We start from the raw sequence: 25,406 nt of genomic DNA on the forward strand, positions 1-25,406 counted from the left end.
TACGCGCGAATTGCGCGCTCAGGGCTGCGTTGTCGTCCGGTCGATGATCTTTTCGACATCGGCGGTCTCGCCTAATTCCGATACGAAGCGCGCTTTGTCGAAATCGCGCGTGACGCAGCCGTCGAGATAGATGAAGCGGCGCTGGATCGTGAGCCACAGGCTGGTGTGCTCGCGCCACTGCAGCGACGCGTTGAGCGCGTTGAGGCGGCGCGTCGTGCTCTCGGCGATTTCCCGGTCGTACGCGTAGCTGTTCGAGAGGCGGCAGCGTCCCGCGATCCAGCAGCTATTGCCGCGCTCGATGCGGTAATGCGCTTCGTCGCGCCATTCCTGTTCGGTTTCGACGGGACCGCGTGGGGTCGGGCAATTCGCGATTGCTTTCGATACTTGCATGAACGGGTCGTCACCGCGATTGACGCGTGCGTCGTCGGCGAGTGCCGCAAGCGTGACGGGCAGCAGGCAAGCCAACGCGGTCAGATAGCGCCATCCGGGCGGGACTTTCGATGTCATCGCTCTTTGCTCCCTTGCCAAAAGCATAGCCGGTAGACTGACAGAAGCATCTTCCCGCATCTTTCGTATCTTTTCGAACGGGACCGACATGAAACAGGCACTTCAACATCTGACGGTTGCAACCGGCTCGCGCGGTTTGCACGAAGTCACGCGCGCCATCGACCGCTGGGTCGATCATCAGGATATCCGCACCGGCTTGCTGACCATCTTCTGCAGACACACGTCCGCGTCGCTCTTGATTCAGGAGAACGCTGATCCCGACGTGCGCACGGACCTCGAACGCTATTTCGAAACCGTCGCGCCCGAAGCGCCGGGCCGCTATGTCCACGACGCCGAAGGTCCCGACGACATGCCCGCGCATCTGCGCACCGCGCTCACCACCGTCCAGCTCTCGATTCCGGTCGAAGCGGGCCGCATGGTGCTCGGCACGTGGCAAGGCATATACGTATTCGAGCACCGCACGGCATCGCATGATCGCGAACTGGTGTTGCATCTGATCGGCGAGTGACCTAATATACGCTCCGCGTACATTCAAGGAGCGACGACCGTGAGCCAGCAACAGACCGTGCTTCGCGACGCCATGCGGCGTCTGAACATGACCCGCGATGCCTTCGCGGCCCGCATCGGCGTGTCGCGGCGTGCGCTGGACACATGGCTTCTGCCGGACGAGTCGCCGGAATCGCGCGCCATGCCGGAGATCGCCGCGCGCTATGTCGGCGAGATTCTGGACGGCATGCCCGAGGGTGGAACATCTACGCAAAGCGTATACCCGTCGATTGCGTACGAAGGCCGCCCGCAGCTCGTCTCCATCGATCAGTTCTCGCGTGAATCGGCCGAAGCGCTCTTTCGCACAGCGGACATGATGCAGCCCATCGCGCGGCGCCGCAAAATCACGCGCGTGCTAGAGGGCGCGGTGCTGGCGAACCTGTTCTTCGAGGCGAGCACACGTACCCGTGTGAGTTTCGGCTCGGCGTTCTGTCGGCTCGGTGGCTCGGTGGTCGACACGACCGGCTTCACGTTCTCGTCGATGGCGAAGGGCGAATCCATCTACGACACGAGCCGCGTGATCAGCGGCTATGCGGACGCTATCGTCGTGCGGCATCCCGAGCAAGGCTCCGTCGCGGAGTTCGCGCGTGCGACCAACATTCCCGTGATCAACGCTGGCGACGGCCCCGGCGAGCATCCGAGCCAGGCGCTGCTCGACCTCTACACGATCCAGCGCGAGTTTTCGCGGCTCGGGAAAATAGTCGATGGCGCGCATATCGCGATGGTCGGCGACCTCAAATATGGCCGCACCGTCCATTCGCTTGCCAAGCTACTCTCGCTTTACAAGGGCCTCAAGTTCACGCTGATTTCGCCGGGTTCGCTGGAAATGCCGGCGCATATCATCGAGCGCATCGCGCGGGGCGATCATGTTATCGAACAGACGAGCGATCTGCGCGCGGGTCTTGCGGGCGCGGATGTCGTCTATGCCACGCGCATTCAGAAAGAGCGTTTCGCGGACGAGTCCATCGAAGGCTATACGCCGGACTTCCAGATCAACCAGGCGCTCGTGAACGAAGCCTGCGGACGCGACACGCTCATCATGCATCCGCTGCCGCGCGACAGCCGTCCCGGCGCGAACGATCTCGCCACCGACCTGAATCACGATCCGCGTCTTGCCATCTTCCGGCAAACCGACAACGGCATTGCAGTTCGCATGGCGATCTTTGCCGTTCTGCTGGGCGTGGAGCATCAGGTGCGGCATTCCATGCGCGACGCGACGTGGAAATCGCCGGCTTCCATCGGCCCGGACGACGCGGTTTTTCAGGGCTTCGATTGATGAGATTTTTACGCGCCGCATCTGTTTCCTGATACGGCGTTGACAAGGCCCCGCGTATGCTTATATCAAGAAAAGACGCGATGGAGCCCGATCATGGATATGACACTTGCGCAGTTTGCCGGCCATCACGGCGGCGCTTGTCAGCGGTTGCGGATCATGGCGCGCGCCCGCATGGCGAACGACGATGCATCTTGCGAGCGCATCCGCCAGTTGTTTCACTCGCCTCTCGGCGTATATGTCAGTCAGGCGCAGCGCGAAGGATGCGCGCTAAGGCTCGAATTCGATGTAGCGAGCGAAGACCTTGCGTTCACATTACGCACTTTGCGACGGGTCATGCCGGAAGCGCGGGTCGAAGGCGTCGGTCCGCGAGTGTTCGCGCATCGAGTGATAAGCCGTGAAGCGCATTGACCCGTTGCGGCGCGACTGACTGGGGAAGTCAGTCGCACATGCAGGACGTCAACGCGGCGGCGTAACTTGATTTGCGGTTAATTCACCGGACTGGCTGTCTGCCCAGCGCATGGCGGCTTCGAACTCGGCGTCGGACATGACGTAGGTGTCAGGGTCCATCTGAATGCCCCGTTCGATCTCCGCCTCCTCTTCCGGCGTATTGCGGTAAAACCTGTACGATGCTTCGCTCATATCTCTCATTCTCCCGGTTATTGGCGCGACGCAAGCTGATGATTCGCAATGCGCCGCCTCGCTGCGTGAACACCACGCAATGTACTTTCCCTTCTATCGGCACGAAGCCGACCTCGCGTACCTCGCCGTAGTCGCGACGAGCGTCTGCGTGACACATCACCTCTCGCCACGCGATTTCCCGCGTACGTTCCAGCGACATGCCATGACGATTGACGTTCGCCGCGTCCTTCTGCGGATCGAACAAGATGTCGATGTGCATTATCGTGACTACATGAAAGAAGTTTGACAAGAGGCGTCCAAGCGGCGTCACAAAATTTTTCTTCGTGATCCGAATGAAACAGCCTGCCGTCATTCTTGCTCTTTCGTCACGGTTTCTCTATAGACCGATCGGCTAACGCGCACGTGTGATCCTGCAGTTCTTCCGACGAAGCCCAGTCACCCGGTTGCACATGATCGTTGAGAAGAAAGAATCCGGGCTTGCCATCGGGCAACCATGCGCCGGCCAGCAATAGCGTCTGGTCGCCCATCGTTTGTCCGCGACGCGCCGCGTAAGGCGCGAGCAGCGCAAAAGGATCGGTATGCGTAAGATCCGCGTCGTCGATCCGCATGGCGTCGTACCGATGCCCGCGCAAGCGCACCGGCAACGGCGCCCATTCGCGGCCGATGCCCGTCCCGACTTCGCGCAACGTCTGCGCGACGTCGGACGCGAGGCAGTCGATATGAATATGCAACTGGTTCTGCGTGCGCCCGCTTGCCGAGTTGATTGCAAGCGACACTTGATCGCGTGGCAAGGAGCGGCGAAGTTTGTCATCGACATAACGGCGCGCTCGCCATGCGTCGCGCCAGTAATTCGGCGTCTGCGGCTCCAGTATCAAGGGACTTTCGATGCCGCTCACACGCGCCGTCGGAATCAACAGATATTGCGCGACGCCCACGATATCCTTCAGCACCGCGTAGCCGTCCGTGAGGTTTACGTCGGCGCATTTCTGCTTGACCGGCGCGCCCTCGGCGGCGGGCTCGCAATAGTCGTGGACGATTTCCCACAGCGCGTTCGGATTCGCCGCGCGCGCAGTGGAAAGCGTCGTGCAAAAGGCCGTCGTGACGGCGAGAAGGCAAAGCTTGTGGAGGTTTCGCATCGGCATGATTCGGGCAGCGCTGGATAAGAGGACAGCGTGCCGGATTATGCTTGCAAGCGTGTGAACATGCTTCGGATGTGACCAAGCCCCGTGCAGCGTCGAGCCACACGAGGCCGGTTCGAACCACTCAGGCGGCCTTCATCGCCTTATCCCCCGCGCGCTCCACCGGGTGCTGCTCCTTCAGCTTGTTCTGCACGCGCGCCGCCTCGAAGTACGACGAATTTGGCGGACGCTTCAGGTATTGACCCGCGCCGCGTACCGCGCGCAAATCGCCATCGGTCCAGGCGAGTTCGCCGCGCGTGAGCGTATGCGTGGCCACGCCTTGCACCGTCATGCCCTCGAACACATTGAAGTCCACCTTCTGATGATGCGTCTTCACGGAGATGGTCCGCGTCGCCGCCGGGTCCCACACGACGAGGTCCGCATCCGAACCCACCTGCACCGCGCCCTTCCTCGGATACAGATTGAAGATCTGCGCCGCGTTGGTCGATGTCACGCGCACGAACTCGTTCGGCGTGAGACGCCCCATGTTCACGCCGTGATGCCACAACACCGACATCCGGTCTTCCACGCCGCCGCAGCCGTTTGGAATCTTCGTGAAGTCCTCTCGCCCCATGGCCTTTTGCGATGCACAGAACACGCAATGATCCGTCGCCGTCGTGTGAAGCTGCCCGGACTGCAGCCCGCGCCATAGCGCCTCGCGATGCTCGCTCGTGCGAAACGGCGGGCTCATCACGTGCGCGGCGGCACGCGTCCAGTCGGGATCGCGATACACCGATTCATCGATCACGAGATGCCCCGGCAGCACTTCGCCGAACACACGCAGGCCATCGTTGCGAGCACGCGCGATGACATCGACGGCATCTTTCGCCGATACATGCACGATGTAGATAGGCACGCCGAGCACCTGCGCGATGCGAATCGCGCGATTGGCCGCCTCGCCCTCCACTTCAGGCGGCCGCGAAAGCGGATGCGCCTCCGGTCCCGTGAAGCCCTTCGCAAGCAGTTGCTTCTGCAACTGGAACACGAGCTCGCCGTTTTCCGCATGCACGGTCGGCAGCGCGCCGAGTTCGAGCGAGCGCGTGAAGCTGTTCACGAGCACTTCGTCATCGGCCATGATCGCGTTCTTGTAGGCCATGAAATGCTTGAAGCTGGAGACGCCGTGCTCATGCACGAGCAGGCCCATGTCGCGATGCACCGATTCGTCCCACCACGTCACCGCGACGTGAAAGCCATAATCCGCCGATGCCTTCGCGGCCCAGCCGCGCCACTCCTTGAACGCTGCCATGAGCGGTTGCTTCGGGCTCGGAATCACGAAATCGATGATGCTCGTCGTGCCGCCCGACAAGCCCGCCGCCGTGCCGGTATAGAAGTCGTCGCTGGCGGTCGTGCCCATGAAAGGCAGTTCCATGTGCGTGTGCGGATCGATCCCGCCGGGCATCACGTACTGTCCGCCCGCGTCGACGATCTTCGTGCCCGCCGGTGCTTCGAGATCCGGCCCGATCGCCAGGATCGTGCCGCCGGACGCGGCGTCGGCGCACAAGACATCTGCGCGATAGCTGCGTTCCGGATCGATGATGGTGCCGCCGCGAATCAGGGTTGGCATTGTCTTCTCCTTGCGAATCTTGGGCTTCGAAAATTCCTTCGGACGCTCATGCGCTCAGAACCCCGGCCTGCGGGCTGCCACGCAGCTTCATCCACGAACCATACACGAGCGCGGCCAGCACGAGCCCGACGAACCAGGCATACGTATAAAGCATGTTGAAGAACGCCGGCACGTTAGGGAACGACGCGGGGAACGCCGTATGCAGGAAGCCCGGCAAATTGGGCAGCACGCCGACGAGCAGCGCCACGACCGCCGCGATATTCCAGCCGCCGCTATACGAATATTCGCCGTGTTCATCGAAGAGTTCGCGGTGATCGAGCCGGGTGCCGCGAATCAGGAAGTAATCGACCATCAGAATGCCCGCGACGGGCCCGAGCAACGCCGAGTAACCGACGAGCCAGGTAAAGATATAACCCTGCGTGGTGGCGAGAATCTTCCACGGCATCATGACGATGGCGATCGTCGCCGTGATCATGCCGCCCGCGCGATACGAAATGCCCTTTGGCCAGAGACTCGAAAAATCGTAAGCCGGACCGACGAGATTGGCCGCGAGATTGCAGCACATGGTATCGAGCGTGAGGATGACGAGCGCAACGCCCACGCCGATGCCCGTCATGCGGCTCGTCAGGTCGATCGGGTCCCAGATCGCCTTGCCGTAGATCACGACGGTCGCCGATGTCACCACCACCGAAATCACGGACAACAAGGCCATCGGCGCAGGCAGACCGATGGACTGCCCGATCACCTGATCGCGCTGCGAGCGGGCGAAGCGCGTGAAGTCGGGAATGTTCAGCGCGAGCGTCGCCCAGAAGCCGACCATCGCGGTGAGACCCGGCCAGAACGTCGCCCAGAAGAGTCCTTCCTTCTTGCCACCCGCGACGAACTGCGACGGCGCCGACAACATGTTGCCGATGCCGCCCGCCTTGCTCGTCGCCCACCAGACGAGCGCGATGCACATCAGCACCTTGATCGGCGCGGACCAGCTTTCGAGCCAGCGGATTGAATCGGTACCATGCACGATGAAGTAAATCTGCAGCGCCCAGAACACGAGGAAGCACGCAAGCTGTCCGGCAGAGATGTCGAGAAGCGGCAGCGCCGCGCCGTGCAGCGCGTTGCCCGTGAGAATGTTGAGCAGCGTGTAGATCGCGCTGCCGCCAAGCCACGTCTGGATGCCATACCAGCCGCATGCGACGACGGCTCGCAACAGCGCCGGTAACTTCGCGCCCTGCGTGCCGAACGACGAGCGCACCAGCACCGCGTAAGGAATGCCGTGCTTCGCCCCCGCGTGACCTATCAGGAGCATCGGCACGAGCACGATCAAGTTGCCGAGCAACACCGTCACCACCGCCTGCCACGGCGACATGCCCTGCTCGGTGAGCCCCGCCGCGAGCATGTAGGACGCGATGTTCATCACCATGCCGACCCACAGCGCCGCGAAGTGATACCACTTCCACGTGCGCTGCGCGGGACCCGTTGGCGCGAGGTCGTCGTTATACAGGCTGCTCGCCTGCAAGTTGGCCGCGAAATTCGGATCGACAGATTGCGTTGTCTGCTTCATCGGACGAACTCCTGTTGATCGTTGCAATGACTTCAGGCGGCTTTGGCTGCTTCTTCCGCATCGACACGCGCCGGATTGTTCGGATGCGTGGTCCAGTTCGCGTACTCGCCGGCATCGACGCGTTCCATCGTGATGCATTGCTCGACCGGGCATACGTGCATGCACAGATTGCATCCGACGCACTCGGCATCGACGACTTCGAAGTGACGCTTGCCGTCTTTCTCCTTGAGAATGGCCTGATGAGACGTGTCCTCGCACGCAATATGGCACAGCCCGCACTTGATGCACTTGTCCTGATCGATGCGCGCCTTGATGTCGTACTTGAGATTGAGGTACTTCCAGTCCGTCACGTTCTGCACCGCGCGCCCGCGAATGTCGTCGAGCGTGGCGTAGCCTTTTTCGTCCATCCAGTTCGAGAGGCCGTCAGCAAGATCGGAGACGATGCGAAACCCGTAGTGCATCGCCGCCGTGCACACCTGCACGCTGCCCGCGCCGAGCACCATGAATTCGGCGGCGTCGCGCCAGGTGGAGATTCCGCCGATGCCCGAGATCGGCAAATCGGGCGTTTCGGGGTCGCGCGCGATCTCGGCGACCATGTTGAGCGCAATCGGCTTCACGGCCGGGCCGCAGTAGCCGCCGTGCGTGCCTTTGCCATCGACGGTGGGCATCGGCGCCATCTGGTCGAGGTCGACGGAGACGATCGAATTGATGGTGTTGATGAGCGACACGCCATCCGCGCCGCCCTTGAACGCCGCGCGCGACCCCATGCGAATGTCGCTGATATTCGGCGTGAGCTTCACGAGACACGGCAACTGCGTGCCTTCCTTCACCCAGCGCGTGACCATCTCGACATACTCCGGCACTTGCCCGACCGCCGCGCCCATGCCGCGCTCGCTCATGCCATGCGGACAGCCGAAGTTGAGTTCGACCGCATCCGCGCCGGTGTCTTCCACCTGCGTGAGAATCCACTTCCAGTCTTTCTCGTTGCACGGCACCATCAACGAGACGATCAGCGCGCGGTCCGGCCAGTCGCGCTTCACTTGCGCGATCTCTTTCAGGTTGATGTCGAGCGGGCGGTCGGTGATCAGCTCGATGTTGTTCAGCCCCGCCATGCGTTGCCCGTTCCATTGCACGGCGCCATAACGCGAACTGACGTTGACCACATGCGGGTCGAGTCCGAGCGTCTTCCATACGACGCCGCCCCAGCCCGCTTCGAACGCGCGGTTGACGTTATACGCTTTGTCGGTCGGCGGCGCCGATGCAAGCCAGAACGGATTCGGCGATGTAATGCCTGCGATAGTGCAGCGAAGATCGGCCATGTTTTTATCGGCTCCGTATCGAATGCGTTGCGGGGTTTTTACGCGGCCTTGATCGCCGTGAGTTCGAAAGACGCGCCAATGGACGCCGCCGCGAGCTTGCCGTCCTGCACGGCCTGCACGGTGAGATCGAGTCCTTCGTGCGTCGCGCAGTCGCCGCCGGCCCAGACTTTCGCGAGCGTCGTCTGACGGTTCTCGTCGGTGACGATGCGCCCGCCATCGAGACTCAACAATTCCCGGTCGATACCCACCGGCACGAGCGTCTGCCCGATGGCCTTCAGCACCATGTCCGCTTCGATGATCAAGCGCTCGCCCGCGCGGTCGAACTCCACGCCCGTGACGTGTCCGTCCGCGCCGATCAGACGCACGGGGTTCGCATGCGTCACGATGGTCACGTTGTTGTTCTGCGCGAACTCCTGTTCCGCCCAGGTCGCGCCCATGTTCTCGACGCCGCGCCGGTACGCCATGGTCACCGAGGTCGCGCCGAGCTTGCGGCTTTGCACGGCGGCATCGACAGCCGTATTGCCGCCGCCGATCACCACCACACGCCGCCCGACCGGCACGCTCGCGAGGTCATCGGCCTGACGCACTTGCTCGATGAAATCCACCGCGTTCATCACGCCTTCGAGCGACTCGCCTTCCAGCGCCAGCTCACGCACACCCGCCAGACCGAAGCCGATGAACACCGCGTCGTATTGCTTGCGCAGTTCGTCGAGCGTCACATCGCGGCCGAGCGCCACGCCCGTTCTGATTTCGATACCGCCGATCGAATGCAGCCATTCGATCTCGCGTTGCGCGAAGTCTTCCACCGTCTTGTACGCCGCGATGCCGTATTCGTTGAGACCGCCGGGTTTGGCGCGCGCATCGAAAATGATCGCCTGATGGCCGGCCAGCGCGAGGCGATACGCACACGCAAGTCCCGCCGGTCCCGCGCCGACGATCGCGATTCGTCGTCCCGTTTCCGGCGCGCGCTTGAACAAGGGTTCGCCGCGTGCCATCGCCGAATCGGTTGCATGGCGCTGCAGCGCGCCGATTCGCACCGGCTCGTCACCCGGATGGTTTCGAACGCAACTACCTTCGCACAGTATCTCGGTCGGACACACCCGCGAGCACATGCCGCCGAGCGGATTGGCCGAGAGAATATCGACGGCCGCGCCTTTGAGATTACCGTGACTGATCTTGCGGATGAAGCTCGGAATATCGATCTGCGTGGGACAAGCCTGCACGCATGGCGCGTCATAACAGTAATGACAGCGGCTTGCCGCGGCGGCGGCGGCAGTCGCATCGAGCAAGGGCGCGACATCCGAAAACTCGCATGCGAGTTGTTCCTGCGTGAGCCTGTGGCCCGCGATCTTCATGGTCATATGCGTTCCTTCTTCGATATGAGGACGTAGCGATTCCCGCCGTTCGCGCGGGACGACGCGAACGGTGCTTTGGAAAACATCGACGAATAGCCGTTAAGAGACGGGTTCCGACGCGCGCTCGAGCATGGCGTGCAAAAGCACGTTCGCGCCCGCTTCGATCCATTCCTGCGAGGCGTCTTCTACTTCGTTATGGCTGATGCCGTCGACGCAAGGTACGAATACCATCGACGTCGGCGCGACTTGCGAGAGGTAGCACGCGTCGTGGCCCGCGCCCGACACCATGTCGCGATGCGAATAGCCGAAGCGTTTGGCTGCCGCGCGCACGGAGTCGACGCACGCGGCATCGAACTTGACGGGTTCGTAGTAGAAGATCTGCTCGAGTTCGGTTGTGAGGCCGATGCCGCCCGCAATGTGCTCGACGCCTTCGCGCAGCGCGGCGTCCATTTTCGCGAGCACGGCGTCGTCGGGATGACGGAAGTCCACGGTGAAGAACACGCGGCCCGGAATCACGTTGCGAGAGTTCGGATAGACCTGCATCATGCCGACCGTGGCGCAGGCGAGCGGCGCGTGATCCAGTCCGATGCGGTTGACGAGATCCACCACGCGCGATGCGCCGAGCAACGCGTCTTTGCGGCGCGGCATGGGCGTCGGGCCCGCATGCGCTTCCTGACCCGTCAGTGTGATCTCGTACCAGCGCTGGCCCTGCGCATCGGTGACGACGCCGATGGTCTTGTCCTCGGCTTCGAGAATCGGGCCCTGCTCGATATGCAATTCGAACGCCGCGTGCAGCTTGCGGCCGCCGCACGGAACGTCGCCTGCATAACCAATACGTTCGAGTTCTTCGCCGATGGTCTTGCCATCGACGTCCTTGCGCGACAACCCGTAATCGAGCGAGAACACGCCTGCGAATACGCCCGATGCGACCATCGCCGGCGCGAAGCGGGAGCCTTCTTCGTTGGTCCAGATGACGACCTCGACGGGATGCTCCGTCTCGATCGCGTGATCGTTGAGCGTGCGGATTACTTCGAGGCCGCCGAGCACGCCGTAGATGCCGTCGAAGCGGCCGCCTGTCGGCTGCGAATCGGCGTGAGAGCCCGTCATGACGGGCAGCGCGTCGGGATGACGGCCCGCGCGGCGCATGAACACGTTGCCCATCTGGTCGACGCTCACCGTGCAGCCCGCTTCTTTCGCCCAACTCACGATGAGATCGCGCCCTTCCTTGTCCAGATCGGTCAGCGCGAGCCGGCAGACACCGCCTTTGGGCGTTGCGCCGATCTTCGCCATCGACATCAGGCTGTCCCACAGACGTTGACCGTTGACCTTGATGGACGTGTCGAGACCAGCCTCTCTCATTGCATCCGTAACCGCGTTCATGCGCCTCGCTCCTTACGATGAACTTCGTATGTCGGGGACTGCTTTTCGTGCATCCAGCGCGCGGCGGGTGCAGACTTGCACGCGCGCGGTGCATGCTTTTACTTGTACGATCGATGCTGCATTCGAGCCATTCGGTTTCGCTTCAAATCCTGTCCGACTGGACAGGTTGTAGCCGATTAAAATAAGCAAATCAACGTCTTTCGTGTTGAAGCGAACAGAGCGAGAAGCGTGCCATTGCGCTGCAGCATCACTTGGTCGAACTTGCTGAGGCATGCAGAATTGAGAACAGCGCGGCATGCACGAACGCCGCAAATCAGGCACGATGCGGCACACGAGGCCTACGGAAGGAACAATGAGACACGACGAAGCGTCGCCCGGCATCGAAGAAAGCAGTAACGCCGTTCCGCCTTTGCGGCGGCGCAAGGCACAAATTCGCGAGACCAACGAGGCTCACCTTTTGGCTTGCGCCGAAGCCGTTTTCGCCGAGAAAGGACTCGAAGGCGCGAGCACCGCGATGATCGCCGAGCGCGCCGGCCTGCCGAAAGCCAATCTGCATTACTACTTCCCGACCAAGCTCGCGCTCTATCGACGCGTGCTCGAAGACCTCTTTGAAGACTGGCATCGCGCGGCGGATACGTTCGAATGCAGCGACGATCCTGCCGAAGCAATCGGCGGTTATGTGCGCGCAAAGATGGAGTTGTCGCGGCGCCGGCCGCTCGGATCGAAAGTCTGGGCAAGCGAGATCATTCACGGCGCGCATCACATGCAAGACGTGTTGAACGAACGCGTAAAACCGTGGCTCGATACGCGCGTCACGGTAATCGAAGGATGGATCGCGCGTGGACTGCTTGCGCCTGTCGAACCGCAGACCTTCATGTTTCTGATATGGGCGATCACTCAGCATTACGCCGATTTCGACGCGCAAATTCGCGCGCTGAAGGGCAAGCGCGCGCTGACTCGAAAGGCGTTCGACGAGGAGACCGAGGAAGTCGTGCGGCTGGTGCTTCGCGCGTGTGGCGCGCGTTCGCCGGGCAACGAAATCCGATAGCCGCCTAGGTGGCGGCCAGCGTTATTTCAAAAACAGTGCAGGTACGCCGTTTTTCACTTCCCGTGAGTTGAATTCGACGACCTTGCTCGTGTTGTTTTTAATGCAGATCGCAATTTCAGGCGCCTTCGCGGCAATTTGCTGCTTGACGTATGCGTCGATGGAATTTATCCGGAGTTTATTAACGTTGTCGAGATAGATAGCGCCAACGGACTGCGGCGTGCAGGCACTTCCGGTAGGTGGCTTGTTTTGATCGTCCCAATTGGTTGCGGCGGCGAATAGGTACAAGTAGACCGCCGTGGAGTCGGTGACGTCGCCGCCCTGAGTCTGTATGAACGCGGTTTGATAGGTATAGTCCGTGATTACAGGCGTCGGAAACTTCATGAAAATAATGTCGCCCGGACCTACGCGCAGTTTCTCGTCTGCATTGTGCGGAGTGCCGCCGGAGTCAAGCCACGTATCCGAACTGGACTTTACATAGTAGGTCGGAATATCGCTGCTGCACGCGGTGTTTCCATTATTGGAACAATTGTCGGTTGCGTATTGAAGGCTATCCGGCTTCCATGCATTGATAAAGTCGGCGTGAGCGGTATATAAACTGCCCCATTGCGGCGTCAGCACGCCGTTCACCATGATCGGGTCCATCGACAACTGCGCGCCGTTCAGATCGCCGTTATTGCCAAGTGTGTATTGCAAGTTTAATTGCAGTTGCTGAATCTTGATCGGATACGCTTCGGGACATGAACCATCTTTGTTATTGTGGTAAGCCATGTTCTGAACGCCCGAGGAGAAATCCGGTTTAATGTGCTCGCCGTCCCAACAGTCCGGAAAATAGATCACGATGTCAAACTGCGCGTTGCCGTTCACAACGGGACAACTCGTCGGCGGATTCGCCATGTAGCCTACATTCTGGCAAAAATATGCAATAGCCGGATTTGCCGCGGTTCCGTGGTGGTCGCCGGCAAGCATCTCCAGACCTTGCGGGATGGCGGTGACGACCGGGAGTTCGGTATTCTTTTGGTAGTAGGTCTTCTGGAAGTCGGGGACCACTATTCCGGCGGCGCGCTTCAATTGCGGCACCCAATAAGCGGACGCATCGACCGTAATGTTGCACGTCGTGGCTTTATTCACATTCAGCTTTGCGAGGTCGCTAAAGGCATCGGTCGACCGGTTGCCGAAAAAATCGTGCTGCATGGCGAGTCCGGGTAATCCGTAACGAACAATGGAATCGTCGGGCTTCGTGTGAGAATACGCGCACTGTACGCTGAACTGACCGGCATAAACGCCGGTTGTCGTAGCTGCTAGGAGGATTAGCAATAGAAGTCGCAGCAAGGAGGTGGCTTTTTTCATGACTATTCTCAGCTCTCTCGATAAAGTGAAATGCTCGCCGCAAGCATTGATTCACGTTGAATATCGACCGTTGAATTTATTGGCCGTCGTTCTGCCACATGAATTCTAGGATACCGGGACATCGAGAGAGCCTCGTTTTATTATTTTATTGACGCTCCTTTGCAAGTACGCGCGATATTTAACTCGTGCACATAAGCCGACTCATTTCGAAAGTGAACAAAACTGATCTGCGTTTCTTTTTTCGCGCCGATTAAATCGAGCGATCGCCGCATTAAACAACGCGTCGAAATAAAAACGCCGGCCGCAAAAATCGCGGTCGGCGTTCCTGGTGCTGCTTACTGCAGAACTGCTCTACTACACTTCTCGCAAGTTACTACGCTTTCTGCCATCTACCTCACCTTCAACTGCCACTGCTACTGCCACCACCACTGCGACTTGCCGTTATTCGATCTATTAATGACCGAAGTAGACCGAGTTACGATCCGACATCGACGCTGACGGACGTGCGCCCGCTTGCGACGAACCCGCAGTCGATGCGCCGTACGACGACGTACCTTGCTGTGCATCCACGCGCGCTTCGGCTACCTGGATGTTTTGCGGGTAGAACGCGTGGTCCGTCGACGGGTTATAGCCAGCCTTTTCCAACTGGACCAGCTCGGCGCGAACTTCTGCGCGGGTCACAGGGCCGTTGCTTTGTGCAAAGGCGAAAGTCGGAGCGGCCAGAGCCGAAGCAATAACGAGAGCCGGAACGAAAGACTTGATCATGATGAACCTCCTGGAATTTTGTTTTGAAATCGAAGACGAAGCCGGAAGCTTTTAAACAGTTTCTGATTTCGTTTCGCTTGGAAACAGTGTAGGAGGGACGCGACTTAGGGGAAACCCCGATTTGCAGGAAACATATTTGTCGAAGTCGCAACAATGGCGGACGCGCAACTGCATGGCCTCGGCAGTTCGACAGCCTTTAAGTCATTGTTTATATTGATACTTCCGCGCCAGATGATGGCAGTACAACCAGTGCCGCCGAAAAACATCATCACAGCGGCGTCAGACAATGGTCATCCTGACGCCAGCTAAATTTGGGGCGCTCGCACATGCTCCAACGCCGCGACGACCAACTCCCGCAACAAGGGCTGAACGTCGCTCGCGCGCGCCTCATCGTAGGAATAAGGCGGTGCCTCGTTCATGTAAGTGGCCTGCGTGAGCTCCAGTTGCACCGCGTGAATCCCGTTGGCCGGCTGACCGTAGCGACGCGTTATGTAACCGCCCTTGAAGCGCCCGTTAGCCACCGTTGTGTAACGTCCGTCCGACTCCACGACCTGCGCGAGCCGCTCGGCCAGTTCAGGCGCCGCCGATGCTCCATCCGCCGTGCCGAAGTTGAAATCCGTGAGCCGGCCATTGAAGAAGCGCGGCACGACTGAGCGAATGGAGTGCGCCTCCCACAGCAACGCGTGCCCATGTTCCTCGCGCAAGGCGGCAAGTTCGGAAGCGAGCGCATCGTGATAAGGCTGCCAGTAGAGCGCGCGGCGCGCCTCGATTTGTTCGCGTGAAGGCTCATGACCTTCGAGATAAAGCGGCTCTTTCTCGAACGTATCGACGGGACAGAGGCCAGTCGTATCGCGGCCCGGATAAAGATTGGCGTCATCGGGCGGACGATTCAAATCGATGACATAGCGCGCGAATTGCGGCAGCAGAATCGACGCGCCCATCTCGCGCGCAAAGTCATAAAGCCGTTCGAGATGCCAGTCGCAATCATCCACTTTCCGCGCGACTGGCGTCATTTCTTGCGCGAGCCCGTCGGGTATACGCGTGCCGCGGTGCGGGATCGAGATGAGCAACGGCGCCGTGCCGCGCTCGAGCGTGTAGATCGCACAATCGTCCATGTGATGCCTCGCGTTTTATTAGTCGATGAGTGAACGCAATGCGTCTTCGTCCGCCTGACAACTTGCGTCGAGGATCTTGCATCCGCCGACGAAGACGTCGCGTTTCGGCGATTCACCATGCTCGCAGAAAACCATATCGGAAAGCCAGCTTTTGGAGCCGCGTTCCTCCGTCGAGCGCGGCATCGAACAGACAGTTGGCGCGATGCCGCACGCGTTGGCCGTCTTCCATCCATTCGAGCATCATGTTGCGTTGCCAGCCATCGGGCATCTGGCGCGATCCACGCGTTCACGGCGTATGGATGCCTATCTGCAACCACGACGCATCTTGCGATGCTTCGCAAGCGACGCGTCCGTCCGCCCTTTCGATACGCAAGCTGTCGCCCGCTGCGAGCGCGATGCGTTCTCCGTAGGCCAGCATGACGTTCAACATGCCGCGCGCGCAATGCAGAAACGTGACGTCGTGGTCCGGCGTCCATTCATGCGACTCGAAGCGGCTCGTCACCGAAGCATGCGCGCGACCGCGACGCGTCATCACGTTGAAGTCGCGCGTCGGACCTTGCACGAGCGCCGCGTGGATGGGCGTTTCGCCGGCAAAGCGCGCCATCGCGAGCGGCTCGTTCAACGTATGCACATAGTCGGGTTCGGCGAGCATCATGCCCGCGCCATCGAGCAGGATCAGCACGCGATCCACGCCCGCGAAGCTCGAAAACGCGCCATCCGCCGACACATCCGCGATGGAAAGCCGCCACGCGAACGTATCGATCGACGCGCCTTCCGGTCCCGCCGCGAGTTCGCGCGTATAGCCGCCGCCGTTCTTCCACGGCACGGCTGCGAGCGATGATGCGCGCAGAACGGTTGCCATGATCAAAAGTGGCCGGTGAACTGATAGCGGTCGCCGGGATGCCACAGATTCGCGACCGACGCCACCGTGTCGCGCGACCATGTTCGCCGATGCAGCAGCAGACACGGTTCGTGATCTTTCATCGCCAGCGCATGGCGAATCTCCGGCGATGGCAACGACGCCTCGATCCGATATTCGACCCGCTGCAAGGGCGCGGCCACCATCAGATATTGATTCGGCGTGATCTTCGTGAAGTCCTGACGCGCGTACTCCGGCGCAATGGCCGGGTTCACGTAGCGCTCTTCGAGTTGCACGGGCTCGTCGTTCTCGAAGTGCAGCACGCGCGAATGAAACACGGGACTGCCGAGCGCAAGCTGCATTTCGGCGGCTAGCGCTTCATCGACGATAGAGGCACCCAGATGCAGCACCGCCGCGCGATACGCATGCCCGCGCGCGACGATTTCATCGGAGATACTGCGAATCTCGACCAGTGTCGAAGCGTATTTCGGCTGCGCCACGAACGTGCCCGCGCCCTGCACACGCGTGAGCACCTGTTCGGCCGTCAGTTCACGCACCGCGCGATTCACCGTCATGCGCGCCACTTTGAACTCGCGCGCGAGCTCGTTCTCGGAGGGCACCTGATCGCCCTCCTTCCATTCGCCGCCGTGGATGCGCTCGAGGATGTAGTCCTTGATCTCCTGATACGCGGGCGTGCTCATGCGCTTCGATCCGCGCTCTGTTCCGAGGCAAAGGAAAACGGACTATGCTTTGCAATTTCGCCCGCCTGCACGAGCGTCGCAATGGCGGCGATATCGGGCGCGAAGTAATGATCGAGGTCGTAATGCGCGACTTGCGCGCGGATGGTCTGCATCACGTCGATAAGCGGCGCGCTCGTGCGATGCGGCGCGCGCAGATCGACGCCTTGCGCTGCCGCAAGCAGTTCGATGGCGAGAATATTGGCCGTGTTGCTCGCGATATCGCCGAGCTTGCGCGCGGCAAAGGTCGCCATGGACACGTGATCTTCCTGATTCGCCGAGGTCGGCAAGGAATCCACGGAAGCAGGATGCGCGAGCGTCTTGTTCTCGGACGCGAGCGCCGCCGCCGTCACATGCGCGATCATGAAGCCGGAGTTCACGCCGCCATCGCGTACGAGAAACGGCGGCAAGCCGGAAAGCGTCGAGTCGATCAGAAGCGCGATGCGGCGCTCGGCCAGCGCGCCGATTTCGGCGGCGGCGAGTGCGAGGTTATCGGCGGCGAAGGCAACGGGTTCCGCGTGAAAGTTGCCGCCTGAGAGCACTTCGCCGGTGTCCGGGAAAATCAGCGGATTGTCGGAAACCGCATTCGATTCGATCAAGAGCACGTCGGCCGCATGACGCATCTGATCGAGACACGCGCCCATCACTTGCGGCTGACAGCGCAGGCTGTACGGGTCCTGAACCTTCTCGCAATCGGCGTGCGACAGGTTGATGCCCGAGCCCGCCAGCAACGTGCGATACGCCGCCGCCGAATCGATCTGCCCGCGATGTCCGCGCAACTCATGGATACGTGCATCGAAGGGCACGACGGAGCCCGCGGCCGCGTCGACGGACAGCGCGCCCGCAACGAGGCCGGTTCGGAACAGGTCCTCGATGGCAAAGAGGTTGTAAAGCGCGAGCGCCGCCGATGCCTGCGTGCCGTTCAACAGCGCGAGCCCTTCCTTCGCCTGCAGCGTGAGCGGTTCGAGCCCGGCGAGCTTGAGGCCATCGAGCGCGCTTGCGCGTTCGCCGCGCACCATGACTTCGCCGATACCGAGCAGCACCGTCGACATATGCGCGAGCGGCGCGAGATCGCCCGACGCGCCGACCGAGCCTTTCACGGGGATGACGGGCAATACATCGGCATTGAAAAGCGTGACGAGGGCGTCGATCACTTCGCGGCGAATGCCCGAATGGCCGCGCCCGAGACTCGACAGCTTGAGGGCCATCAAAAGACGCACGACCGGTCGCGACATCGGTTCGCCGACGCCGACCGCATGCGATAGCACCAGGTTGCGCTGCAGAAGTTCGAGCTGATCGGCGGGAATGTGAGTGTTGGCGAGCCGCCCAAAGCCCGTATTGATGCCGTAGGCCGGATCACCCTTGGCGGCGATCGCGGCAACGGCGCGCGCGCTCGCGTCGATGGCGGCGAAGCTCGCGGGATCGAGACTCAGCGAATCCGATCCGCGCGCGATGCGGCGCAATTGCGGCAGCGTGAGCTTGCCAGGCGTGAGCGTAATCATGTTTCTTCCTGTCTATACAAGTTAGGCACAAGTCTAAACGGGCAGAAAGGACGAAACAAGGGGCTATCCGGGATTACACGGAGGCAATCCCGAACATAGCGCTTGACTTGTCTATACAGCTACAGCACTTTCTCCATCACGAGTTGCGCGAAGCGCTGCCCCCGCACCTCGACAGCCCGCGCAAGCAGCATGGTGAAGCCGCAATACTCGAAGAACGGCTGCGAGCCCAAGCTCGCATACGTGTGCAGCACGCGCATGCCGTTTTTCTCGGCATGCTCCTCGATGGACGCGAGCAGCGCGGTGGCCACGCCTTTGCGCTGATGCCTCGGCTCGACGAACATCATGTCGATGAGCCCGTTTTTGTGGACATCGGCGAAACCGGCGAGCTCGTCGTCGGTGAATGCCACCCAGGTTGGCCGGCTGAGGCGGGCGGCATGCCACTCCTCGCGGTCGGTTTGCGCCCAGGCATCGATTTGTGCCGGGCTGTAGTACTCGGACGCGCTTTCACGAACGGCGCGCACGAACAGATCGATCACGCCGTCGAGGTCACTCGCCTGGTACGGTCTGATGTCAACTCTCGGGAACTGGGACTCGAACTCGACCATCTCATCACCTTCGTATTGCAGTCAAAAGAAACAAGCCGCGTGCGCAAAGCAGCGGCGAAAGAGCGTGAAGACACGCGGGAAAAAAGTAGGAGTTCATGCGGAACGCGGCGCTGCGGCAACGTGCGTGGATCAGCTGACCCAGGCCACCGTCGCAATACCGAGCGCGGTCATTGCGAGCGACGCGCCGACGTGCAGCGCGATCTCCGCGAGCGCCCAGCCGGGCCGCCCTTGCTGAAGATGCGCGACCACTTCGGCCGAGAACGTGGAGAAGGTGGACAAGCCGCCCATTAGACCGGTCGTGACGAAGAGACGCCATTCGACGGAGATGTCCGGCAAGCGCGCAAAGGTCGCGACCGCCACGCCGATGATGTATCCGGCAATCACATTCGATGCAAAGGTGCCGAGCGGCAGGTTTGGAAAGATTCCATTGAGGCGCAAACCGAGCGCCCAACGAAGCAGCGATCCCAGCCCGCCGCCTATTCCCACCGCGATGATCGACAAATACATAAATAAAATCGATGTGATTGAAAGGTTGTCCGCACTCGGGATGCGCTCAGGCGTCAGTGGCAAGCCGCTCGATCAGCGCCGCGCGGCTCGTCTCGACGATCCACTGCTCGGCGTGCGGCAGCCGCGCCGCCCATGTGCCATTGCGCCGCTCTTCCCAGCAACCGGCTTCGTGGCCGTCGATGAAAAGCGAGCCGCGCATGACGAGTTGCGGAGCGGCGGGATCGAGCGTCGCATCGTCGTTGTGTTCGAGCTTCACGTCGTGCATGAAAGCGCCTGCAAAAAATCGTTGAAGAAAGTACCGTGCCGATGACCGATCAGCCAAGACCTCCATTCTAACGATAGTTCCTCCGTTCACCGTAACATGAAGGACATTGCCGAAAGGCAATTGAGTGTGCGTACGACCTGTTCGATGCCGGGCGCATCGAAGGCGAGCGTGACGGCATCGAGCCGTTCGAGCGTCGGCCACTGACAGAAGAGATCGGCATAAGCGGAGCTTTGCGTGCGCAGTTCGCAACGGCGTGAGTCCGGTGCATGGTGTGCGCGTGAACTTGAATGACGCGAGGCCTCGACCGTCTCCTTCGCCGCACGCCTGATCGATGCGCACGCGGCTTCTGGCGTATCCGTAACGCCGCTCGAATAGCCGTGCGCCGTCTTCACGCAAACGAAGTTCGCATCCGGGAACACGGGCAAGGTCTCCGCGCCGAACACGTCGTCGCCCGTGATGAGCGCGACGCGTGCGCCGCGCGCCTCGGCAAGCTGCCCATAGAGCGCGGCCTCGCCAACCTCTTCTCCGTCGAGCATCACGCGCGCAAATGCAGCGCTGTTGATGGTATGCGCGAGAATTCCGCGACTCTGCGCCCGCGCGTGATAGCCGACCATGAACACCAGTTCCGGCGACGCCTCCAGTCCCGCCATCATGCCGAGCGTGCGCGGCTTGCCGAGCACGAGACGCGCGCGCGGATCGAACGCGTTCGGCAATAGATTACGAAAGCCGCCGTGAGAATCGTTGACCCAGACTTCGGTCGCGCCGCCATCGAAGGCACCGAGCACGGCGGCGTTCGCTTCGTTCGTCATGAAGCGGCGCGCCTGTTCGTATTCGCCGTTGCCCGCGCGCGTTTGCTCCGGATGGAACACGCCCGCGACGCCTTCGATATCCACCGAAATCAACACTTTCATTGGCTTTTCCACACTTCGTTGAGCGACGCGCGACGATGCCCGTCGCGGCCCGTGACGCTTTCGGCGCTGAAGAGCGCGTCGAGAATGGCCTGTTCGGTGGCGTCCGCCACGCATTGAAAGAGCGGATCGAGACGCGCGTCCGGCAGCAAGCGCGGCAAGTCGATGAACTCGGCGTCATGAGGCACGGTGTACGCCGTCGAAAACGCCAGCGCAATGTCGCCGCTACCATGACCGAAGACCGAACCGGTGCGCGCGAGCCCGGCTGCGGCGCGCATGGCGAGACGGCGAAGCTGCCGCGCATCGAGCGGTGCGTCGGTGGCGATCAGCATGATGATCGAACCTTGCTCGCGTTGTGGCGCCTGCGCTTGCAGCGTGCGTCCAATAGCATCGCCGGCAATCGTGAGTTGCGGCAAGCGTCCGAAGTTGGCGAGCACGAGCGCGCCCGTGGTGTAGCGTTCATCGCCGATATCGACGACACGCGAGGCCGTGCCAATCCCGCCCTTCAAGTCGAAGCACGACATGCCGCGTCCCGCGCCCACGGCGCCGCGCGCGAAGTCCGGCGAACACGAAGCGAGCGCATGCCGGTATTGCGCTTCTTCGACGGCGAACGCCTGCATGTCGTTCAGAAAGCCGTCGTTGCATTCGAGCACTAGCGGATTCACGCTCGGCCAGTCGCGGCCAATGCGCGGATTGCCTTCGAGCGCCGCGCGGATCTGCGCGTTCGCCACCGTGCCCGCCGCGAAGGTGTTGGTGAGCGCGACAGGCGTTTCGATCACGCCGAGTTCATCGATCTGCACGAGCCCGACGCTCTTGCCGAAGCCGTTGATGACGCATGCCGCCGCTGGCGTCTTGTTGCGATACGCATCGCCGTCATGCGCGCGCACCACCGTCACGCCGGTTTGAATCGCGCCATCGGCGAGGGTGTAATGGCCAACGCTCACGCCCGTCACGTCCGCGATACTGTTGCGCGCGCCCGCGTCGAGCACGCCGATATGCGGCGGCTTCACGGCCGGTCGAGCTTGGGATCGAGCGCGTCGCGCAGACCGTCGCCGAGCAGATTGAACGCAAGCACCGTCAGAAAGATGGCGAGGCTCGGGAAGATGGCGACGTGCGGTGCCATCGCCATGTCGGCGCGGGCTTCGTTGAGCATCGCACCCCACTCGGGCGTCGGCGGCTGCGCGCCGAGGCCGAGAAACGAGAGACTCGCCGCCGTGATGATCGACGTGCCGATACGCATGGTGAAATACACGACGACCGAGGAAATGGTCCCCGGCAGAATGTGCCGCATGATGATGGTCCAGTCCGACGCGCCTATGCTGCGCGCCGCCTCGATATACGTCAGATGCTTGAGCGCGAGCGTGTTGCCGCGCACGAGCCGCGCGAACGCGGGAATGCTGAAGATAGCCACCGCGCAGATCACGTTGATCATGCCGTTACCGAGAATGGCCACCACGCCGATGGCGAGCAGAATGCCGGGGAACGCGAACAGCACGTCTGAAATACGCATGACGATGCGGTCCCACCAGCCTTCGTAGTAGCCCGCGAGCAGCCCGAAGAACGTGCCGATCACCGCGCCGATCACGACCGACAGCAAGCCCGCCGAGAGCGAAATGCGGCTGCCGACGAGAATGCGGCTCAAAATGTCGCGGCCGAGCGAGTCGACACCGAACCAGTGCGCTGCCGAAGGCCCCGCGTTGAGCGCGTCGTAATCGAAATAATTTTCCGCGTCGTAAGGCGCGATATACGGCGCGATCACCGCGATCAGTATCAGAAGCACGACGAACACGGCCGCCGCGAGCGCCACGGGCTGACGCTTGAGCTTGCGCCAGAACTCCGTCCACGGCGTGCGGATGTCCTGTTGCGGCGCGACCGCGACCTTGGCCTCTGTGGCTGTCACACTCATGCGGTCCTCACTTGAAACGAATGGTCGGGTTGATGACCGCGTAGAGGACATCGACCACCAGATTGATGACGATGAATTCCAGCGAAAACAGCAGCACTTCGGCCTGGATCACGGGATAGTCGCGCATCTCGACGGCATCGACGAGCAGGCGCCCGAGCCCCGGCCAGTTGAACACTTTCTCGACCACGATCGAGCCGCCCAGCAGGAAGCCGAACTGCAGGCCCATCATGGTGACGACGGGGATCATCGCGTTACGCAGGCAGTGTTTGACGATAACCATCGGCTCGTGCACGCCCTTCGCGCGCGCGGTGCGCACGAAGTCCTCGCCGAGCACTTCGACGAACGACGCGCGCGTGAAGCGCGCCATCACGGCGGCCACGGCCGCGCCGAGCGTGAGCGACGGCAGCACGTAGCTCTGCCACGAACCATCGCCGACGATAGGCAGCCAGCCGAGCTTCACCGAGAAGATTTCCATCAGCAACATGCCGAGCGCGAAGGCGGGAAACGAGATGCCCGATACCGCGATGGTCATGCCGAGCCGGTCCGGCCACTGGTTGCGCCAGACCGCAGAGACGATGCCAATCGCCATGCCGAACGCCACGGCCCACGCCATGCTCGCGAGCGTGAGCCAGAGCGTCGGCATGAAGCGCTCGCCGATCTCCGTGCTCACCGGCCGCTTGCTGCGCGTGGACATGCCGAAGTCGAAGTGCACGATCTTGCCGAAGAAGCTCGCGAATTGCTGCGGCAAGGGCTTGTCGAGACCGAGATCGGCCCGCACGAGCGCAACCGTCGCCTGATCCGCTTCGGGCCCGGCGGCCAAACGCGCGGGATCGCCCGGCAACATGTGCACGAACAGAAACACCAGCACCGCGACGATGAAGAGCGTCGGCAAGAGCCCGAAGAGGCGTTTGGCGAGGAAGGTAAGCATCGTCGAGGCGCTTTACTTGATCGCGATGTCGTCGAAATTGAACGAGCCGTCGGGCATGACGTAAGCGCCCGTCAAACGCTTGCTGCGCGCATACACCACTTTCTCCGTGACGAGGAAGATCCACGGGGCGTCGTCCCAGATGCGCTTTTGCGCGTCGGCGTAAAGCTGCGTCTTCTCCTTACGGTCGGTCGTGGTGAGCGCCTTTTGCAGATCGGAATCGACGGTATCGTTCTTGTAATAGGCCGTGTTGAAGAGCTTCGGCGGAAACGACGAACTCGCGAGCAAGGGCGAGATGGCCCAGTCCGCTTCGCCCGTCGACGACGACCAGCCGACGTAGTACATGCGCACCGGCGCGGTGGCCGGCTCCGGCGCGCTTTCCACGCGCTGCACGCGCTGGCCGGCTTCGAGCGCTTCGATCGTGGTCTTCACGCCCACTTGCGCCAGCTGCTGCTGCACGAACTGGATGATCTTCTGCGCCGTCGTGTGGTTATAGCCCGACCACAACACGGTTTCGAAACCGTTCGGGTAACCCGCTTCCTTCAGCAGCTCGCGCGCCTTGGCCGGATCGTATTTCCACGGCCCGAGCTTGGTGGAGAAGTCCACGCCCGGCGGCGCCACGCCTTCGGACGGCACCGCGTAACCGGCAAATGCAACCTTCACGAGCGCGTCCTTGTTGATCGCATAGTTGAGCGCTTGACGCACCTTCGGATTATCGAAAGGCTTCTGCGACGTGTTCATGCTCACGTAGCGCTGAATGATGGAAGGCGCCGCGATCAGATCGACCTTCGGGCTCGCCTTGAGCGTCGCGGCCTGCTCGAACGGAATCGAAAAAGCGAAGTCCGCTTCGCCCGTTTGCATGAGCGCGGCGCGCGTGTTGTTATCGACCACCGGCTTCCAGTCGATCATGTCGATCTTCGGATAGCCCTTCTTCCAGTAGCCCGCGAACTTCTTCACCTTCAGGTCGTCGGTCTGCTTCCATTCGACGAACTCGAACGGTCCCGTGCCGACCGGATGAAACGCGATGTCCTTGCCGTATTGCTTCAACGCGGTGGGCGAAATCATCACGCCCGCCGGATGCGCGAGCACGTTGATGAACGCGGAAAACGGCATCTTGAGCGTGATTTTCACCGTGTACGGGTCGATCACTTCGGTCTTCTCTATCTTGTTGAAAAGACCGTAGCGCTTGAGCTTGTTGTTCGGGTCCGTGACCCAGTCGAAGGTCGTCTTCACGGCTTCGGCGTTGAAGTCGGTGCCGTCCTGAAACTTCACGCCCTGCCGCAGCTTGACCGTGTAGACCTTCGCGTCCGGACTCGCTTCGTAGCTCGTCGCGAGCACGGGCTGAATCTTCATGTCCTTGTCGAAGCCGAAGAGCCCTTGATAGAACGACTTGGCGACCGCTTGCGAGAGCGTGTCGTTGGCATCGTAAGGGTTCATCGTCGTGAAGGTCGAGGCCACCGCCATCACGGCGGTGCTCTGGGCGAACGCGGGCGCGGCGGCAAGCGCGCTGAATACGCATGCGCTCGCGGCTAAAAGCGCGCGCATGGAGCTGGATTTCGTTGACGGCATCGTTAGACTCCTTTGACTTGACTGAT

Annotated in this window: 28 protein-coding genes; 4 read left to right on the forward strand and 24 right to left on the reverse strand. The window is 61.5% G+C overall.

Features of this window, described 5'->3' with window-relative positions:
* Window positions 1-18 precede the first annotated feature (18 nt).
* The gene (locus tag NCT04_RS19710) at window positions 19-507 is read right to left on the reverse strand and encodes a BON domain-containing protein (RefSeq protein ID WP_250467345.1); all 489 of its coding nucleotides are present in this window, start codon (window positions 505-507) and stop codon (window positions 19-21) included.
* 88 nt (window positions 508-595) lie between these two features.
* Here NCT04_RS19710 and NCT04_RS19715 point away from each other — a divergent pair, with 88 nt between their 5' ends.
* The 3 genes from NCT04_RS19715 to NCT04_RS19725 all read left to right on the forward strand — a co-directional run bounded on the left by NCT04_RS19715 (window position 596) and on the right by NCT04_RS19725 (window position 2,737).
* Window positions 596-1,015, forward strand: coding sequence for a secondary thiamine-phosphate synthase enzyme YjbQ (locus tag NCT04_RS19715; protein WP_244829385.1), 420 nt, complete (start codon window positions 596-598; stop codon window positions 1,013-1,015).
* A gap of 72 nt (window positions 1,016-1,087) precedes the next feature.
* A complete protein-coding gene (locus tag NCT04_RS19720; RefSeq protein WP_244829687.1) occupies window positions 1,088-2,329 on the forward strand; it encodes an aspartate carbamoyltransferase in 1,242 nt (413 codons plus the stop codon).
* Between the two features lie 93 nt (window positions 2,330-2,422).
* Window positions 2,423-2,737, forward strand: coding sequence for a hypothetical protein (locus NCT04_RS19725; protein ID WP_244829384.1), 315 nt, complete (start codon window positions 2,423-2,425; stop codon window positions 2,735-2,737).
* 48 nt (window positions 2,738-2,785) lie between these two features.
* Here NCT04_RS19725 and NCT04_RS19730 read toward each other — a convergent pair whose 3' ends face one another.
* From NCT04_RS19730 to NCT04_RS19765, 8 genes are all read right to left on the reverse strand, one after another.
* Window positions 2,786-2,968, reverse strand: coding sequence for a hypothetical protein (locus NCT04_RS19730; RefSeq protein WP_250467472.1), 183 nt, complete (start codon window positions 2,966-2,968; stop codon window positions 2,786-2,788).
* Window positions 2,886-3,320: a BrnT family toxin gene (locus NCT04_RS19735; protein ID WP_350030017.1), complete on the reverse strand. Its 435-nt coding sequence runs from the start codon at window positions 3,318-3,320 to the stop codon at window positions 2,886-2,888. Before NCT04_RS19735 ends, NCT04_RS19730 begins: the two co-directional genes overlap by 83 nt.
* 13 nt (window positions 3,321-3,333) lie before the next feature.
* Entirely contained in the window at window positions 3,334-4,104 is a 771-nt protein-coding gene (locus tag NCT04_RS19740; RefSeq protein ID WP_250467346.1) for a CDP-diacylglycerol diphosphatase, read from the reverse strand.
* A gap of 127 nt (window positions 4,105-4,231) precedes the next feature.
* Window positions 4,232-5,710 carry a dihydropyrimidinase gene (hydA, locus tag NCT04_RS19745; RefSeq protein ID WP_250467347.1) on the reverse strand — a complete coding sequence of 493 codons (1,479 nt, stop codon included), beginning with the start codon at window positions 5,708-5,710 and terminating at the stop codon, window positions 4,232-4,234.
* A 46-nt stretch (window positions 5,711-5,756) separates the two neighbouring features.
* Window positions 5,757-7,268, reverse strand: a complete 1,512-nt coding sequence (locus NCT04_RS19750; RefSeq protein ID WP_244829381.1) for an NCS1 family nucleobase:cation symporter-1 — start codon at window positions 7,266-7,268, stop codon at window positions 5,757-5,759.
* 32 nt (window positions 7,269-7,300) lie between these two features.
* A complete protein-coding gene (gene preA / locus NCT04_RS19755) occupies window positions 7,301-8,587 on the reverse strand; it encodes an NAD-dependent dihydropyrimidine dehydrogenase subunit PreA (RefSeq protein WP_244829380.1) in 1,287 nt (428 codons plus the stop codon).
* A gap of 38 nt (window positions 8,588-8,625) precedes the next feature.
* Window positions 8,626-9,948, reverse strand: coding sequence for an NAD(P)-dependent oxidoreductase (locus tag NCT04_RS19760; RefSeq protein ID WP_250467348.1), 1,323 nt, complete (start codon window positions 9,946-9,948; stop codon window positions 8,626-8,628).
* A 93-nt stretch (window positions 9,949-10,041) separates the two neighbouring features.
* Window positions 10,042-11,322, reverse strand: a complete 1,281-nt coding sequence (locus NCT04_RS19765; RefSeq protein WP_250467349.1) for a Zn-dependent hydrolase — start codon at window positions 11,320-11,322, stop codon at window positions 10,042-10,044.
* A 352-nt stretch (window positions 11,323-11,674) separates the two neighbouring features.
* On the opposite strand from NCT04_RS19765, the gene NCT04_RS19770 reads away from it, so the two are divergent.
* Window positions 11,675-12,370, forward strand: a complete 696-nt coding sequence (locus tag NCT04_RS19770) for a TetR/AcrR family transcriptional regulator (RefSeq protein WP_250467350.1) — start codon at window positions 11,675-11,677, stop codon at window positions 12,368-12,370.
* Between the two features lie 21 nt (window positions 12,371-12,391).
* Here NCT04_RS19770 and NCT04_RS19775 read toward each other — a convergent pair whose 3' ends face one another.
* The 15 genes from NCT04_RS19775 to gsiB form a co-directional block, all read right to left on the reverse strand.
* The gene (locus tag NCT04_RS19775) at window positions 12,392-13,717 is read right to left on the reverse strand and encodes a DUF1996 domain-containing protein (protein ID WP_250467351.1); all 1,326 of its coding nucleotides are present in this window, start codon (window positions 13,715-13,717) and stop codon (window positions 12,392-12,394) included.
* 453 nt (window positions 13,718-14,170) lie between these two features.
* Window positions 14,171-14,479, reverse strand: a complete 309-nt coding sequence (locus NCT04_RS19780; RefSeq protein WP_250467466.1) for a DUF4148 domain-containing protein — start codon at window positions 14,477-14,479, stop codon at window positions 14,171-14,173.
* A gap of 308 nt (window positions 14,480-14,787) precedes the next feature.
* Window positions 14,788-15,597 carry an N-formylglutamate deformylase gene (gene hutG / locus NCT04_RS19785; RefSeq protein ID WP_250467352.1) on the reverse strand — a complete coding sequence of 270 codons (810 nt, stop codon included), beginning with the start codon at window positions 15,595-15,597 and terminating at the stop codon, window positions 14,788-14,790.
* Window positions 15,598-15,709: 112 nt separating this feature from the next.
* Window positions 15,710-15,865: a hypothetical protein gene (locus NCT04_RS19790; RefSeq protein WP_250467353.1), complete on the reverse strand. Its 156-nt coding sequence runs from the start codon at window positions 15,863-15,865 to the stop codon at window positions 15,710-15,712.
* 18 nt (window positions 15,866-15,883) lie between these two features.
* Window positions 15,884-16,459 (reverse strand): HutD/Ves family protein, encoded by a 576-nt coding sequence (locus NCT04_RS19795; RefSeq protein ID WP_250467354.1) that lies wholly within the window; start codon window positions 16,457-16,459, stop codon window positions 15,884-15,886.
* A 2-nt stretch (window positions 16,460-16,461) separates the two neighbouring features.
* Window positions 16,462-17,157 carry a histidine utilization transcriptional repressor HutC gene (gene hutC / locus NCT04_RS19800; protein WP_244829373.1) on the reverse strand — a complete coding sequence of 232 codons (696 nt, stop codon included), beginning with the start codon at window positions 17,155-17,157 and terminating at the stop codon, window positions 16,462-16,464.
* Complete coding sequence (gene hutH / locus NCT04_RS19805; protein WP_250467355.1) at window positions 17,154-18,695, reverse strand: histidine ammonia-lyase; 1,542 nt, start codon at window positions 18,693-18,695, stop codon at window positions 17,154-17,156. The genes hutC and hutH overlap by 4 nt, the downstream gene beginning before the upstream one ends.
* A gap of 119 nt (window positions 18,696-18,814) precedes the next feature.
* A complete protein-coding gene (locus tag NCT04_RS19810; RefSeq protein WP_250467356.1) occupies window positions 18,815-19,300 on the reverse strand; it encodes a GNAT family N-acetyltransferase in 486 nt (161 codons plus the stop codon).
* A gap of 129 nt (window positions 19,301-19,429) precedes the next feature.
* Window positions 19,430-19,807 carry a fluoride efflux transporter CrcB gene (gene crcB / locus NCT04_RS19815; protein WP_244829370.1) on the reverse strand — a complete coding sequence of 126 codons (378 nt, stop codon included), beginning with the start codon at window positions 19,805-19,807 and terminating at the stop codon, window positions 19,430-19,432.
* A 46-nt stretch (window positions 19,808-19,853) separates the two neighbouring features.
* Window positions 19,854-20,072: a hypothetical protein gene (locus NCT04_RS19820; protein ID WP_250467357.1), complete on the reverse strand. Its 219-nt coding sequence runs from the start codon at window positions 20,070-20,072 to the stop codon at window positions 19,854-19,856.
* 86 nt (window positions 20,073-20,158) lie between these two features.
* Window positions 20,159-20,983 carry a M55 family metallopeptidase gene (locus tag NCT04_RS19825; RefSeq protein WP_244829368.1) on the reverse strand — a complete coding sequence of 275 codons (825 nt, stop codon included), beginning with the start codon at window positions 20,981-20,983 and terminating at the stop codon, window positions 20,159-20,161.
* On the reverse strand, window positions 20,980-21,990 hold the full coding sequence (locus NCT04_RS19830; protein ID WP_250467358.1) for a DmpA family aminopeptidase: 1,011 nt from the start codon (window positions 21,988-21,990) through the stop codon (window positions 20,980-20,982). The genes NCT04_RS19825 and NCT04_RS19830 overlap by 4 nt, the downstream gene beginning before the upstream one ends.
* Complete coding sequence (gsiD, locus tag NCT04_RS19835; RefSeq protein WP_250467359.1) at window positions 21,987-22,886, reverse strand: glutathione ABC transporter permease GsiD; 900 nt, start codon at window positions 22,884-22,886, stop codon at window positions 21,987-21,989. The genes NCT04_RS19830 and gsiD overlap by 4 nt, the downstream gene beginning before the upstream one ends.
* 7 nt (window positions 22,887-22,893) lie before the next feature.
* Window positions 22,894-23,814, reverse strand: a complete 921-nt coding sequence (gene gsiC, locus NCT04_RS19840; RefSeq protein WP_244829365.1) for a glutathione ABC transporter permease GsiC — start codon at window positions 23,812-23,814, stop codon at window positions 22,894-22,896.
* 12 nt (window positions 23,815-23,826) lie between these two features.
* Window positions 23,827-25,356: a glutathione ABC transporter substrate-binding protein GsiB gene (gsiB, locus tag NCT04_RS19845; protein ID WP_370652206.1), complete on the reverse strand. Its 1,530-nt coding sequence runs from the start codon at window positions 25,354-25,356 to the stop codon at window positions 23,827-23,829.
* Window positions 25,357-25,406 lie beyond the last annotated feature (50 nt).

This window comes from Caballeronia sp. GAFFF2 (assembly GCF_023631485.1).
Classification (GTDB): domain Bacteria; phylum Pseudomonadota; class Gammaproteobacteria; order Burkholderiales; family Burkholderiaceae; genus Caballeronia.

Excerpts from the sequence above, each read along its gene's own strand:
- NCT04_RS19820 (WP_250467357.1), bottom strand. The coding sequence starts at position 20,072 with ATGCACGACGTGAAGCTCGAACACAACGACGATGCGACGCTCGATCCC.
- preA (WP_244829380.1), bottom strand. The coding sequence starts at position 8,587 with ATGGCCGATCTTCGCTGCACTATCGCAGGCATTACATCGCCGAATCCG.
- hutG (WP_250467352.1), bottom strand. The coding sequence starts at position 15,597 with ATGGACGATTGTGCGATCTACACGCTCGAGCGCGGCACGGCGCCGTTG.
- gsiC (WP_244829365.1), bottom strand. The coding sequence starts at position 23,814 with ATGCTTACCTTCCTCGCCAAACGCCTCTTCGGGCTCTTGCCGACGCTC.
- NCT04_RS19720 (WP_244829687.1), top strand. The coding sequence starts at position 1,088 with ATGCGGCGTCTGAACATGACCCGCGATGCCTTCGCGGCCCGCATCGGC.
- NCT04_RS19775 (WP_250467351.1), bottom strand. The coding sequence starts at position 13,717 with ATGAAAAAAGCCACCTCCTTGCTGCGACTTCTATTGCTAATCCTCCTA.
- NCT04_RS19735 (WP_350030017.1), bottom strand. The coding sequence starts at position 3,320 with ATGACGGCAGGCTGTTTCATTCGGATCACGAAGAAAAATTTTGTGACG.
- gsiB (WP_370652206.1), bottom strand. The coding sequence starts at position 25,356 with ATGCGCGCGCTTTTAGCCGCGAGCGCATGCGTATTCAGCGCGCTTGCC.
- hydA (WP_250467347.1), bottom strand. The coding sequence starts at position 5,710 with ATGCCAACCCTGATTCGCGGCGGCACCATCATCGATCCGGAACGCAGC.
- NCT04_RS19750 (WP_244829381.1), bottom strand. The coding sequence starts at position 7,268 with ATGAAGCAGACAACGCAATCTGTCGATCCGAATTTCGCGGCCAACTTG.
- NCT04_RS19790 (WP_250467353.1), bottom strand. The coding sequence starts at position 15,865 with ATGCCCGATGGCTGGCAACGCAACATGATGCTCGAATGGATGGAAGAC.
- NCT04_RS19740 (WP_250467346.1), bottom strand. The coding sequence starts at position 4,104 with ATGCGAAACCTCCACAAGCTTTGCCTTCTCGCCGTCACGACGGCCTTT.
- NCT04_RS19765 (WP_250467349.1), bottom strand. The coding sequence starts at position 11,322 with ATGAACGCGGTTACGGATGCAATGAGAGAGGCTGGTCTCGACACGTCC.
- hutH (WP_250467355.1), bottom strand. The coding sequence starts at position 18,695 with ATGATTACGCTCACGCCTGGCAAGCTCACGCTGCCGCAATTGCGCCGC.
- gsiD (WP_250467359.1), bottom strand. The coding sequence starts at position 22,886 with ATGAGTGTGACAGCCACAGAGGCCAAGGTCGCGGTCGCGCCGCAACAG.
- NCT04_RS19725 (WP_244829384.1), top strand. The coding sequence starts at position 2,423 with ATGGATATGACACTTGCGCAGTTTGCCGGCCATCACGGCGGCGCTTGT.
- NCT04_RS19770 (WP_250467350.1), top strand. The coding sequence starts at position 11,675 with ATGAGACACGACGAAGCGTCGCCCGGCATCGAAGAAAGCAGTAACGCC.
- NCT04_RS19760 (WP_250467348.1), bottom strand. The coding sequence starts at position 9,948 with ATGACCATGAAGATCGCGGGCCACAGGCTCACGCAGGAACAACTCGCA.
- NCT04_RS19795 (WP_250467354.1), bottom strand. The coding sequence starts at position 16,459 with ATGGCAACCGTTCTGCGCGCATCATCGCTCGCAGCCGTGCCGTGGAAG.
- crcB (WP_244829370.1), bottom strand. The coding sequence starts at position 19,807 with ATGTATTTGTCGATCATCGCGGTGGGAATAGGCGGCGGGCTGGGATCG.
- hutC (WP_244829373.1), bottom strand. The coding sequence starts at position 17,157 with ATGAGCACGCCCGCGTATCAGGAGATCAAGGACTACATCCTCGAGCGC.
- NCT04_RS19710 (WP_250467345.1), bottom strand. The coding sequence starts at position 507 with ATGACATCGAAAGTCCCGCCCGGATGGCGCTATCTGACCGCGTTGGCT.
- NCT04_RS19825 (WP_244829368.1), bottom strand. The coding sequence starts at position 20,983 with ATGAAAGTGTTGATTTCGGTGGATATCGAAGGCGTCGCGGGCGTGTTC.
- NCT04_RS19730 (WP_250467472.1), bottom strand. The coding sequence starts at position 2,968 with ATGAGCGAAGCATCGTACAGGTTTTACCGCAATACGCCGGAAGAGGAG.
- NCT04_RS19715 (WP_244829385.1), top strand. The coding sequence starts at position 596 with ATGAAACAGGCACTTCAACATCTGACGGTTGCAACCGGCTCGCGCGGT.
- NCT04_RS19810 (WP_250467356.1), bottom strand. The coding sequence starts at position 19,300 with ATGGTCGAGTTCGAGTCCCAGTTCCCGAGAGTTGACATCAGACCGTAC.